Consider the following 12,118-nt stretch of genomic DNA (forward strand, 5'->3'; position numbering starts at 1 on the left):
CGGCGCGGAACACGACTATAAAAGCCCGAATAATGACGACGAGGCCCTAACCCCCTGAGGGCCGTACGTACCGGTATGTCGACGTCGACGGCGAGTCCGGTACAGCGGCTACTCGGTGAACCGGAGCGGACGGCCATCGGTGCGTCGCGCGCGGCGTTGCTCCTGCTCGCGGTCGGTTTCGGGGCGCTGTCCGCGGTCGGCACCGACGTGTCGCTCCGAACGCAGATGATCGCGTACCTCGTCGGGATGGTCGCGCTGAACCTCCCGCACGGGGGGTACGAACACTTCTCGAACCTCCGCCGGCGGGGACTCCCGTTCGGCGCGCGGTACGTGGGGCTGTACGTCGGCTTCGTCGCGGCGTTCGTGACCCTGTTCGTCGTCGCGCCGCTGCCCGCGCTGGCGCTCGCGTTCGGGACGGCGGTCGCGAAGGGGGGTCACGGCGACCTGCGCGTGATGGACGCCTTGGTCGGCACCGATCACCTGCCGACCCGGCCCCAGCGGGCGCTCGCCGCTCTGGTCCGCGGCGGGGCCGTGATGGTCGTCCCCGCCGTCTTCTGGACGGACACCTTCTACGGCTTCACCGGCATCATGCTCGGCGTCTTCGACGGGCGGCTGGCTGGTCCCGCCGCCTCGTCGCCGGAGGCGTTCACCACGGCGCTCGGCGCCGGGTACGGCATCGCAGTACTCGCGCACCTCGGCGGCGGGCTCGCGACCAGCTGGCGCGCGACCGGCGGGATCGGTCGGTCGTGGCTCCTCGACGCCGCGGAGACGCTGCTGCTCGTCGCGTACTTCGCGCTCGTGCCCGTGGTCGTCGCGATCGGGCTGTACTTCCCGCTGTGGTACTCGCTGCGCCAGTCGGCCCGGAGCATGGTCGTCGAGCGCGAGCGCCCCAGCCGGACCGAGGGCGTCTCGCTCGTCGTCGCGTGGGGCGTCCTCGTCGTCGGCGCGCTGGCCACGGCGACAGTCGCCGTCACCCTGTGGACCGTCGCTCCGAACCCGCTGGCCGGCGGGTCGCTCCTCTCCGGCGCCGTCGCCTTCTACACCATCTTCGTCTGCGTCATCGCGCTCCCGCACGTCGTGGTCGGGGAGTGGCTCGACTTCGGGCGCGGCATCTGGCACGTTCCCTGACGGCGGGCGCGGACGCGACCGCGGCGCGCCCGCCGCGGAACGGACGGCCCGCTCGCGGTCGACGAGATAACAAGCCCTAAAACCCGTCTCGTCGACCGATACGGTATGGCTCTGCGGTTCGCTCGGCGGCTCGGGCTCGCGGACGCGGTGACCGTGGCCAACGCCGCCGTCGGCTTCCTCGCCGTCGTCGCCGCGACGGTCGACGTCGCGCTCGCGGCCCGGCTGATCCTCCTCGCCGCCGTCGCGGACGGACTCGACGGCGTCGTCGCCCGCCACCGCGGCTCGACGCCCGCCGGTCCGTACCTCGACTCGCTGGCGGACGTGGCCTCCTTCGGAGTCGCGCCCGCCGCACTCGTCGCCGCGGTCGTGGGCGATGGGCGCTCGCTCGCGACCGACCCCGCGCTCGTCGCCGCCGGAATCGGCGCGGGAGCGCTGTTCGTCGCCGCCGCGGTCGCCCGGCTCGGACTCTACACCGCCGACGAGGACGGGTCTCGCGAGACGGTCGGCGTCCCAACCACGCTGGCGGCGACGGTGCTCGCGGCCGCCGTCATCGCCGGCTACACCGCCCCGCTCCTCCTCGTCGCGGCGACGGCGGCGTTCGCGCTGCTCATGGGGTCGACGGTCACGTATCCGGACCTCCACGCGCAGGACGCGCTCGTGATGGGCGTCGTCCAGGCGGCGGTGATACTCACCCCCGCCGGCCACATGGCGACGGGCGCGCTCCCCGCGTGGATCGGCGAGGGGTTCGCGTTCGCGCTGCTGTTCCTCTCGTGCGGCTACCTCCTGCTCGGCCCGCGCTTCTACTGGGGCGACGGGATCCGCGCACCGCCGGGCCTGCGGCGGTGACGCGGGAGAAACGAAGCCCGGACCCGCCGGTAGCGGTCGGTCGAAAAATCGCGGTGAGAATCGATCGACGGTGTCCCGTCGACGGCCCGAGGGGCCTTACAGCAGGTCGTCGAACTCCTTGTACCGGGTGATGTCGACGCCCTCGTCGGTGACGACGGCGACGTTGATTCCGTTACCGGACGCGAGGTCGCGCTCGACGGCGGACTGGATCGCCTTCGCGGCGATGTTCTTCGCCTCGTCGATGGTGACGTCGTCGTCGTACTCCTGTTCGAGGACGCCGAGCGCGTACTGCGACCCGGAGCCGGTGACGGTGTACTCCTCCTCGGTCGTGCCGCCGAGGGCGTCGATGGAGTAGATGTGCGAGCCCTCGTCGTCGACGCCGCCCAGGATCGGCTGGACGATGTAGAACGCGCCCGAGCGGAGGAGGTTCCCGGTCAGCGTCGACAGCGCCTCCATCGACATGTCCTTGCCGCGGCGGGCCTCGTAGAGGCTCGTCTCGGCGCGGAGCGTCGAGATGAGGTTCTGCGCCGCCGAGACGGAGCCGGCGATGGTCAAAGCGCCGCGCGGGTGGATCTCCTCGACCTTCTGGACGTCCTTCGAGGAGACCATGCCGCCGAGGGAGGCGCGCATGTCGGTCGCCATCACGACGCCGTCCTCGGCCTTGATGCCGACGGTCGTGGTCCCGGTCTTCATCTCGCCGTCGCCCTCCGCCTTCGCGGCGCGGCGCTCGCTGTGTTCGAACTCGCCGAGCTCCGGTCCGAAGACGGGCTGGTCGCGGCCCAGGTCCGCAGCCGGCCCGTCTGAGAGGTCGCCAGTCGGTGTTCGCATTACACGCTCGTTCGCCCGGCGCGCAGATAAAGGCAACCCTTCGGGGGCCGCCGACCGGTTCCGACGGGCCTATCCGTCGCCGGGCCGCGACCCGCCGACTGCGGCGGGGTACGCGGTGTCGAAGGCGGGCAGCGACGGAGGGACCGAGGTCGCGGCAACGCCGTCGCTCCGGGTCGGTTCGGCGTTCGTCGGCCGCGCAAAACAGCTACGACGGTCGGTCGGTCACTCCTCGTCGGCGGATCACTCCTCGTCGGCGGTCTCGAACGCCTCGGTGGTGGTCTCGACGAGTCGGCCGACGGGGACGTTGACGCCGAGGTGCCGGCGCGCGAAGACGGCCACCGGGAACAGCGAGATGCCGACGGCGACGGTCGCTTGGTGCAGCCCGAAGAGGGCCGCCGTTCGGATGCGGTCGAACATTGGACTTCTGCCCGAGCCGAACGCGGGGATATATAAATATCTTCCGTGGCCGGTGCCGTTTCGAAGCCGTCGCTGTCCTGCGATTCTCTGTCTTAAATTAACGATTCTGAAATATATCTCGCCTCGCTGCGATCGACGCGTATCCCAAGCCGGTCGGACCGCGTTTATCCACATAACTTATGAGAATCCACGACGGCTCGTGCGCCTCGCATCGATCCCTCCGCGACTCTCCCCTGCCCTCGGTCGGGCGCACCGAAGCGCACCCGAGACCGCCGCGCTGAGGCGGGCCGACCTCCGCCGCGCCGGACCGAACAGGATATAACCGACTGTGCACCTATCGTGTCGCGTGCAGAACGTCACGGACCAGATCCGGAACCCCTTCGGGATGCGTCCCGACTGTCCCTCGTTCGTCCCGGGCTACGGCGACGCCAACGCCGACTTCCACGTCGTCGGCGACCGGCCGGGCGTCCACGGCGGGACCGCGGCGGGCGTCCCCTTCACCGGTGAGTCATGGTCGCCCGCGTTCCTGTCGGCGCTCTCGGGGGCCGGACTGATCGCGGGGGTCGCCGAGGGGGTCGCCCCCGACGGCGTCGCGCGCGACGGCGACCCGACCGCGGTCGATCCGCTCCGAACCGACCGAACGTTCCTCTCGTACCTCCACATGTGCGCGAGCGAGGAGCCGCCTGACGAGGACGCCTACGACGACATGGAGCGGTTCTTCGACGCGGAGCTCCGCGCCATCGCGGCCCACGTGCTCCTCCCGGTGGGCGCGCGAGCGACCGAACACGTCCTCGAAACCTACACGGCGCGGGCCTGGAAGACGGAAATCGACATGGACGCGCTCCACGGCGAGGAGCTGCTCGGCGCCGGCTGGCTCGTCGTGCCGATCAAAGACCCGGCCGACTGGACCGACGGCGACGCCGACCGGCTCGTCGCCTCGCTGGAGGAGCTTCGGTCGACCGACTTCCGTCGCGAGAGCGACCTCGGCCGGTTCGTCGCCGGCAGCGACCCGTATCTGGTCCGCTGACGCGGTGGCCGCCCCGTGAGCACCCGGAATCCGCCGGTTTTGCTCGGATAGACGTGAACTTTCCCCGGCAAAGCGCGCCTCCGATGCGGCGATTCAGCAGTAATCGGCCAGTTCTACGGACGATCGTTTTCTGTCTCGGCTTCAACGGTGTCATATTTGTCGCTACTGCCCGTATTTTATACCTGTCCCGCCGATCCCTGAGTAGACGCCCGGTCGATCGGGCGTCGGCCGCAGGACTGGTACTCCACGCGGCGACTTGGTCAGTTCCGGCCCTCTCCGGCCGGTTTTTCCTCGCTACACAGCGCCTCGACGTACTTCCCGACGTGGTCGTCCATCCGCCGCTTGTAGCCCGCCCGCCGCGCGAGCCGGTCGAGTTCGCGAGAGACGTACGTGCCGTACTGGACCGCCTTCTTGTCCGCGGTGGAGACCGACTCCGGCACGCGCCCGGCCGCGACGCGCCGGAGCGCGACCTTCCGCTCGTCGCCGTCGACGAGCAGGTCGTCGGGGAGCGCCAGCGCGGCGGCGACGACTCGGTCGTCGAGCAGCGGCGTCGACGGTTCGACGCCGGCGGCGCGGAGCGCGAGGACGTCCCGCGCTAACTGGTCGGGCAGCGTGCGGACGGTCTCGGTCCGCGCCCCGCGGACGGTGTCGGCGTCGACGCGGGGGTCCTCGGCGGGGTCGACGACCTTGCTGTAGCCGCCGAACAGCTCGTCGGCGCCCTGTCCGACCGCGAGGCGGTCGAACCCGTCGGCCGCGGCCGCCTCGGCGGTCAGGTACAGCGGCACCGCGATGGCGACGTCCATCGGGTTCCGGCGACCGGTCGCGGCCGCGACCGAGCGAACCGCGCGGGTGAGGTCGTCGTGCGTGATCTCGACGACTCGCAGGTCGCGGCCCATCGCGTCCGCCGCGTCGCGCGCGGCCGCGACGTCGTGGCTCCCCTCGAAGCCGGCGACGTAGCAGGGGGCCTCGGGGACCGCGGCCGCGACCAGCCCGGAGTCGACGCCGCCGGAGAAGGCGACCGCGAGGTCGCCGCCGCCCTCCTCGCCCCGGCCCGCGGACCGAACCGAGGACGCGAGATCGTCGAGCGCCCCGGTCACGGCGTCGTCGACCGCCGACAGCGCGACCTCTCGGTCCGCCGTCGGCTCGGAGTCGGGGAGCCGCCAGACGCGTTCGGTCCCGGCCGCCGAGACGACGCTGCCGGCCGGGACCGATTTCGGGTCGTCGCACGCGCCGCGGTCGAAGTCCCACGCGCCGGGGTCCGTCGGTCGCCGGTCGGTCTCCGGGTCGAGCGCGTCGCGCTCGACGAACAGCGGTTGGCGGCCGAGGGCGTCGCGGACGAGGACCGGACTCTCCCGGTCAGGCGGGTCGGTCAGGAAACCGGCGAAGCCACAGCCGCCGGGAAGGGGGTCGCCGTCGCGAAGCGCGGCGCGGACGCGGTTCGGGGCGGCGCCTCGGAGAGCGGAGTCCACGTCGTCGGGAGGCGTAGCCGGCGACATCGCGGTCACCGGAGCGAGTCGAGCGCGCGGAGCGCACGGCGCTTGGCGCCCCCGCCGAACTGCTTGAGCGAGATCCGCCACGGGGTGCGCTTGCCCACGACGCTCGTCCGCCCGTCGGCGATCCCGTCGAGGATCGCGGCGGCGGAGCGCTCGTCGGCCCCGACCTCCGTCACCGCCTGCCCGACCATCTCGGAGATGTGGGCGTCACTGCCGGCGGTCATCGGGACGCCGTTGCGCACGGCGAACTTCTCGGCCTGTCGGTTCGAGCGCCCGGTGAACAGCCGGGAGTTGTACACCTCGATGGCGTCGGCGCTCGCCAGCTGCTCGTCGGTGATGTGCGCGGCGACGCCGTGGCGGGACTTCTGGAAGGGGTGGGGGACGACCGCGATCCCGCCCTGGTCGCGGATCCGGTCGAGCGTCTCGTCGAACGGGAGCCCGCTCTCGATCTCCTCTTCGATACCGAACGCGAGGACGTGGCCGACCGCCGAGGTCACCTCCATGCCGACGACGCCGACCAGCCCGTAGTCGGGGGCCTTCTCGGCCGCCTCGATGCTGGCGTCGATCTCGTCGTGGTCGGTGACGGCGAGCGCGTCGAGCCCGACCGCGGCCGCCTGCTCCAAGAGGAGCTCGACCGGGTCGCGCCCGTCGTACGACAGCGCTGAGTGCGCGTGTAGCTCGACCGATAGCACGCGCTTCGGTTCGTGCGTGGTCATAAAAAGCGCCCCGGTCCGCGCGCCGGTCCGCGCCCCGATCCGATCCGGTCGGCGGTCGGTTACCCACCGCGTCGCTCCGTTCACACCGTGAACGTTCGTAACGTCGGAAATCGTTAACTCCCTGTTCGCCCAATCCGACTCATGGTCGCATCTCGGAGACAGCCACACTCGGCGGCGACGGAGGACCGAACTGACGGACGAACCCGGCGGGCGGTGAGCGTATGACCGGCTCCGAAGCGGACGTTCTCATCGTCGGCGGCGGCGTGAGCGGGCTCTCGGCCGGGCTGTTCACGGCGAGACACGACCGCGAGACGCTGATCGTCGACGCGGGGAGCTCGATCCTCCGGCGGAACGCTCACCTGGAGAACTTCCCCGGGTTCCCGGCCGGCGTCAACCCGCGACAGTTGCTGGACCTGTTGGCGGAGCAGGCCGACGACGCCGGCTGTAGCCGCGTTTCGGGGCGAGTGACCCGCGTCGACGCGGTCGACGACGGCTTCCGCGTCGAAACGGCGGACGGCGACGGGTATCGGGCGGAGTACGTCGTCGTCGCCACGAAAGGCGAGGTGGACTTCCTCGACCCGCTCGACGGCGTCGGGATCGTCGAGCGCGGAAAGACGTACGTCGACGCCGACGAGCGCGGACGGACGGGCGTGGACGGGCTGTACGCCGCCGGGCGGGTCGCCGGGAAACCTCATCAGGCGATCGTCTGCGCGGGCCACGGCGCCGAGGTCGCGGTCACGCTCCTCGAAGACGACGACCGGCCGTTCTACCACGACTGGACGGCGCCCGAGGGGTACTTCACCGACCGCGGCAGGGAGGTGCCGCCGGGCTGTGAGGAGATCGGTCCCGCCGAACGCCGCCGTCGCGAGGACCGGTCGCTCGCGGCGACCCGGGACCGGTTCGCGGACGTTCACCCGGACGACCAGGTGACGCACCCGTCCCTCGGGGAGGACTGACGTTATGCGGTGGTATCGCGTGAAACGGGTGTCAGAATGCCGCTGAGATGAACCGCACCGGCCGGTACCTGCTCGCCATCCACGCGCTCACGCGCCGCGGCACGTCGCCGATCCGGACGAAGGCGGTCGCCGAGGAACTCGATCGGTCGCAGGCGGCCGTCACCGAGAAGTTCAAGCGCCTCGACGACGCCGGGTTGGTCGCCTACGAGCCGTACAGGGGCGTCACGCTCACCGAGGCGGGACGGAGCCGGGCCGTGACGACGCGTCGGGTGTACGCGATCGTCTTGTGGTTCTACCGCAGCGTCCTGAAAATCGACTCGTGCGAGGCCGAGGCGATGAAGGTCGCCGAAGCGCTCGGACCGAGCGCGGCGAACCGACTCACCGAGGTGGTCCCGTCCGGCGTGTACTCGACCGTCTCGATCGAGGACGTCCCGCTGGCCGTTCCCCGCGACGAGACGCTCGAAGGGGTGTAGGTCGGACCGGCCGTCGGGAGGGCGGTCACGTCGCGGACGCGCGCTCCCGCTCTCCCAGCTCGACCGACTCCGATCGGACGTTGCGGAACGTTATCCGCGCCCACTCGACCACCCTGGAGTTCTCCGATTTGATCACCGTCGTGTCCCCCTCGGTCTCTCCCCAGGTCATCAGGAACGCCGTGTCGTCGTCGACGAGGTACACCTCGCAGGGGAACGGCTGGTCGGAGCTGAAAAAGGTCGGCGATTCCGTCGCCGATTCGAGCGCCGTCCACTGGTCTCTGACGCTGTCGTTCTCCAGACAGACGGTCGTCGCGTCCGCGTCGAAGACGACCTCGTCGTCGGTTCGGGCGCCGTTTCGACTCGCCGCGAGGCCGTTTTTCATCGAGAGCTGCGTCGCCGTGCTCGCCAGCGCGCGCACCGACCGACTGTCGGCGATCGCGTCCGCGACGGCCCGAGACGCGGCCATCGGGTCGACGGCGTCGTCGACGACAACCTCGCTGTCGACGAGGTGTCTCAGCTGGAGTCCCCGCCATCCGATCGGGAGCTGTCCGGTCACGTGGGACTTCTCGTTGCCGACGTGGACCGTCTCGATCAGCTCGGCCAGCTCCTCGTATATCGCCGCGCCGACGTCCGTTATCGAGAACTCGTCGTTCGCGTAGCTGCGGTCGATCCAGCTGCGCTCCTCTAAGTCCGAGAGGATCCGACTCAGCGTGACCCGGGAGACGCCGGTCGCGTTCAGTAGCGCGTCCCTCGTGTGCGGTCCTTCGGAGAGTAACTGGAGGATGTGTATCCGGTGCTCCGACCGAATGAGGAAGACGGCGTCCTCGATCGCACCGGGATACTCCGTGACCCTCCCGTCGATTCTCTCCGGGTCGGTCTCCTCCTCGGGCAGGTTCATACTCGCGGCGATGCTATAAACCCGCCTGTCCGCTCCCGACTCGTCCATAGATATTAGGCCAGCCTAAAAATATGAAAAGTTTGCGGTTCTCCTTCCGATGGTACGAGCGGATAAAACGGGATCCGAACGAACTGGGGGCGGACCTACTCGGGTCGGGTCAGCGACTGCTGCGGGTGGATCCGGAGCTCCGGCTCGTACTGAACCTCCGCTCGAACCTCGAACACCTCTGCGAGCAGCGATTCGGTGACGACCTCCCCCGGACTTCCGCGGGCGAATATCTCCCCGTCTTGGAGGGCCATCAGGTGGTCAGCGTGGCGCGCCGCCTGCGCGATGTCGTGTAAGACGACGATGACGGTGATGTCTCGCTCCCGGTTGAGGCGGCGGACCGTCTCCATCACCTGTAGCTGGTGGTTCAGATCGAGGAACGTGGTCGGCTCGTCGAGGAGCAGCACGTCCGTGTCCTGTGCGAGGACCATCGCCATCCACGCGAGCTGTTTCTGTCCGCCGCTGAGATCGCCGACGGAGCTCTCGCGGAGGTGTTCGACGCCGGCCAGGTCGATGGCGCGCTCGACGGCGGCCTCGTCCTCGTCGGAGACGCCGTCGAAGAACCCTCGATACGGGTACCGGCCGTGGTACACCAGGTCCTCGACGGAGAGGTCCCCCGGGGATTCGTTCTCCTGTGAGAGCCGGCCCAGCGTCCGTGCGAACTCCTTCTGATCGTACTCCCGCACGGTCCGCCCATCGACGCGGACGGTTCCCTCTCGCGGGTGTAGGTGATCCGAGAGGGCCTTCAGGAGGGTGCTCTTCCCGCTTCCGTTCGGCCCGATCAGCGCGGTCACCTCGCCGTTCGGAATTCGAAGCGTCTCACAGGAGACCACGACTTCGTCGGACGACGGATACGCGAGCGACAGATCGCTCGCGGAGACGACGATCTCCGCGTCGTCGTCGCGCTCTTCTGCCGCGTGCTCCGCGTGTTCCGCGTGATTCGCGGTATCGATTTGCTGTGTCATCAGATTTCACCGAGGTTCGTCTTCTGTCGCATCAGGTAGAGGAAGTACGGTCCCCCGACGAGTCCGGTGATGACGCCCACCGGAAGCTGGGTCGGGTTCAGCGCCAATCGCGCGCCGACGTCGGCGCTGACGAGGAGCGCGGGACCGACGAACACGCACCCGATGAGGAGCGGTTTGTAGTCGCTGCCGACGAGGTTCCGAACCATATGCGGGACGATGAGACCCACGAACCCGACGAGACCGGCGACGGAGATCGCCGCCGAGGCACAGAGGATTCCGATCGCGGAGGCGCCGAACCGGACTTTCTCGATGGACATCCCCAGCGACTTCGCGGTGTCCTCGCCCAAGAGGAGGACGTTCAGCTGGCGCGAGATGAGGAGCGCGAGTCCCAACGCGAGCGTCGTGAACGGGAGGGCCAGTCGGACCTGCTCCCAGTCTTTCCCGATCAGCGACCCGGCCATCCACGTCCGGGCGGACATGACCGTCGCGAGGTCGTCGATGAAGAAGAACAGGCCGCTCTGGACCGACCCGAACACGGTCCCGACGATGACGCCGGCGAGGACCAGCCGAACCGGACTGGCGCCGCTCTTCCACGCGATGGCGTAGACGAGGACGAACGCCACCGCCCCGCCGATCGACGCGAGTATCGGGAGGGCGGACGCCATCGCCGGGAAGAACATCAGGACGACGATGATGACCAGCCCCGCTCCCTGACTGATCCCGAGGATGTACGGCGACGCCAGCTCGTTCCGCGTGATCGCCTGGAATATCGCCCCGGAGACGGCGAGGTTGGCGCCCACGAGGACGCCGACCAGAATCCGCGGGAGACGGATGTTCCAGACGACCAGCGTCTGCCGGCCGAACTCCGCGGGGAGCGACCGGCCGAGCAGGAACGTCTCCCACGCGCGGACGCTGAAGATGACGCTCGGGTCTAAGACCGTGCGCCACGCCTCGCCGAGCGTGAGCTGGTACGTGCCGAAGCTCACCTGCGCGAGGGTGGAGACGACCAGGACGGCGAGGCTGCCCAGCACCACCGTCACCAGCGACGGTGAGATCCAGTCGTAGGTGAACCGCTCAGAGACTTGCTTTCGAACTGACACTTCGGACATCTGGTCAGACGTTGCCGAGGATGATGTCGGTGAGCCGGTCCCGGTCGAACAGCTGCTCGTCCTCGGAGAGCTCGCCGACGGGACCGGGCCACTCGCCGAACTCCTCGGGGTAGATCTGCTTGGCGCCGGCCTCGAGCGAGAACAGCTCGATGATCGGTCCCATGAACGTCCCGGCGACGCGAACCACGTTCTCGTTCTGGATCGCCGTGAGCTGGCTCCCCTTGTTGTTGTTCTGGAAGCCGCTCAGGATCTGGTTCCGGAGCCGGTCGTAGGTCCCCCGCGACAGCGACGGTTCGACGATGTAGTCCGGATCCACCTGTAGGAGCGCCTCGTACCCGACCTGGCCGTCGACGCTCATGTCCGCGAACGCGTCTTTCACGCCCAGCTGGCGGAGCGTGTGCGTGTCCTTGCGCTTCCCGTTGATGTTCGCGGGGGTGAAGTTCCCGCTGTCCGGCTGGATACCGTTGATGAGCAGCGTCGCGGTGGGACGCTCCTCCTCCGGCGGGAGCCGCGACTGCACCTCGTCGAGGACCTCGTTGTGGAACTGTTCCCACGCCGCGAACTGCTCTTGGCGCTGGAAGATCTGGGCGACCTTCTCGAAGGCCTCGTACATGTCGTAGTACGGGTCTTCGCCCATGATCGGCGTGTGGAGCTGCGAGCCGAGGAACGGGGCCACGTTGTTCGCGATCTCCTGGATGTCCTGGTCGTTCCAGTCCGCCCAGTACTCCATGTGCCGCGGGTCCACGAGGATGACGTCCGGATCGACCTGGTAGAACGTCTCCTTGGAGTAGTTGCTGCGCCCCTCGACCTGCGTGATCTCGTCGGGGTTCCACTCGACGCCGGGCAACAGGTCGTAGAACTTGGTGTTCGGCGAGATGAACCCGCCCGTCGCCTTCGGCGCGATGTTGAACGCCATCCCGAAGTCGATCCAGTTCTGCGTCAGGTACGTCTCCGGCACCTCCTCGAAGGTGTGGCTGCCGTAGGGCTGGACCGTGACGCTGTACGAATCCGACTCCGACTCCGAATCCGACTCCGACGACGTCTCGCTTTCCGTCTCGTTTTCCTGCTGTTGCCCGGTCGTGTCGTTCTCGGACGCCGGCTGCGAGTTTCCGGCGTCACTCGAATCGGAAGTACATCCTGCGACACCGCCTGCGAACAGGCTGCCGCTGACGGCCAAATACTTTCGTCTCTGCATGCGGCTTTAGGTTGGCCTAAAC

Annotated in this window: 13 protein-coding genes; 5 read left to right on the plus strand and 8 right to left on the minus strand. The window is 69.0% G+C overall.

All coding sequences use genetic code 11. From position 1 onward, the window contains the following. Nucleotides 1-75 precede the first annotated feature (75 nt). A complete protein-coding gene (locus tag J2744_RS08730) occupies nt 76-1,128 on the plus strand; it encodes a Brp/Blh family beta-carotene 15,15'-dioxygenase (protein WP_209546819.1) in 1,053 nt (350 codons plus the stop codon). A 105-nt stretch (nt 1,129-1,233) separates the two neighbouring features. Beyond that, nucleotides 1,234-1,974, plus strand: a complete 741-nt coding sequence (locus J2744_RS08735; protein ID WP_209546822.1) for a protein sorting system archaetidylserine synthase — start codon at nt 1,234-1,236, stop codon at nt 1,972-1,974. 96 nt (nt 1,975-2,070) lie between these two features. Here the strand turns inward: J2744_RS08735 and psmB are convergent, their stop codons facing one another. Beyond that, the gene (gene psmB / locus J2744_RS08740; RefSeq protein ID WP_209546824.1) at nt 2,071-2,802 is read right to left on the minus strand and encodes an archaeal proteasome endopeptidase complex subunit beta; all 732 of its coding nucleotides are present in this window, start codon (nt 2,800-2,802) and stop codon (nt 2,071-2,073) included. Between the two features lie 240 nt (nt 2,803-3,042). Then, on the minus strand, nt 3,043-3,219 hold the full coding sequence (locus J2744_RS08745; protein ID WP_209546827.1) for a hypothetical protein: 177 nt from the start codon (nt 3,217-3,219) through the stop codon (nt 3,043-3,045). Between the two features lie 346 nt (nt 3,220-3,565). On the opposite strand from J2744_RS08745, the gene J2744_RS08750 reads away from it, so the two are divergent. Further along, nucleotides 3,566-4,246: a uracil-DNA glycosylase family protein gene (locus J2744_RS08750; RefSeq protein WP_209546830.1), complete on the plus strand. Its 681-nt coding sequence runs from the start codon at nt 3,566-3,568 to the stop codon at nt 4,244-4,246. A 260-nt stretch (nt 4,247-4,506) separates the two neighbouring features. On the opposite strand, the gene J2744_RS08755 is transcribed toward J2744_RS08750, so the two are convergent. Together J2744_RS08755 and J2744_RS08760 are read right to left on the minus strand one after the other, a co-directional pair. Continuing rightward, nucleotides 4,507-5,742 carry an asparagine synthase C-terminal domain-containing protein gene (locus J2744_RS08755; RefSeq protein WP_209546899.1) on the minus strand — a complete coding sequence of 412 codons (1,236 nt, stop codon included), beginning with the start codon at nt 5,740-5,742 and terminating at the stop codon, nt 4,507-4,509. Between the two features lie 5 nt (nt 5,743-5,747). Next, nucleotides 5,748-6,431, minus strand: coding sequence for a PHP domain-containing protein (locus J2744_RS08760; RefSeq protein WP_209546901.1), 684 nt, complete (start codon nt 6,429-6,431; stop codon nt 5,748-5,750). A 245-nt stretch (nt 6,432-6,676) separates the two neighbouring features. Here J2744_RS08760 and J2744_RS08765 point away from each other — a divergent pair, with 245 nt between their 5' ends. Beyond that, nucleotides 6,677-7,411 (plus strand): FAD-dependent oxidoreductase, encoded by a 735-nt coding sequence (locus J2744_RS08765; RefSeq protein ID WP_209546833.1) that lies wholly within the window; start codon nt 6,677-6,679, stop codon nt 7,409-7,411. A gap of 47 nt (nt 7,412-7,458) precedes the next feature. Further along, the gene (locus tag J2744_RS08770; RefSeq protein ID WP_209546836.1) at nt 7,459-7,884 is read left to right on the plus strand and encodes a metal-dependent transcriptional regulator; all 426 of its coding nucleotides are present in this window, start codon (nt 7,459-7,461) and stop codon (nt 7,882-7,884) included. A 25-nt stretch (nt 7,885-7,909) separates the two neighbouring features. Here J2744_RS08770 and J2744_RS08775 read toward each other — a convergent pair whose 3' ends face one another. From J2744_RS08775 to J2744_RS08790, 4 genes are all read right to left on the minus strand, one after another. Beyond that, nucleotides 7,910-8,782: a helix-turn-helix transcriptional regulator gene (locus J2744_RS08775; protein ID WP_209546839.1), complete on the minus strand. Its 873-nt coding sequence runs from the start codon at nt 8,780-8,782 to the stop codon at nt 7,910-7,912. Between the two features lie 143 nt (nt 8,783-8,925). Continuing rightward, on the minus strand, nt 8,926-9,792 hold the full coding sequence (locus J2744_RS08780; RefSeq protein WP_209546842.1) for an ABC transporter ATP-binding protein: 867 nt from the start codon (nt 9,790-9,792) through the stop codon (nt 8,926-8,928). Then, a complete protein-coding gene (locus tag J2744_RS08785; RefSeq protein WP_209546845.1) occupies nt 9,792-10,901 on the minus strand; it encodes a FecCD family ABC transporter permease in 1,110 nt (369 codons plus the stop codon). Before J2744_RS08785 ends, J2744_RS08780 begins: the two co-directional genes overlap by 1 nt. A gap of 4 nt (nt 10,902-10,905) precedes the next feature. Beyond that, a complete protein-coding gene (locus J2744_RS08790; protein WP_209546848.1) occupies nt 10,906-12,096 on the minus strand; it encodes an ABC transporter substrate-binding protein in 1,191 nt (396 codons plus the stop codon). Nucleotides 12,097-12,118: the final 22 nt, after the last annotated feature.

This window comes from Halorubrum trapanicum (assembly GCF_017873555.1).
GTDB lineage: Archaea > Halobacteriota > Halobacteria > Halobacteriales > Haloferacaceae > Halorubrum > Halorubrum trapanicum.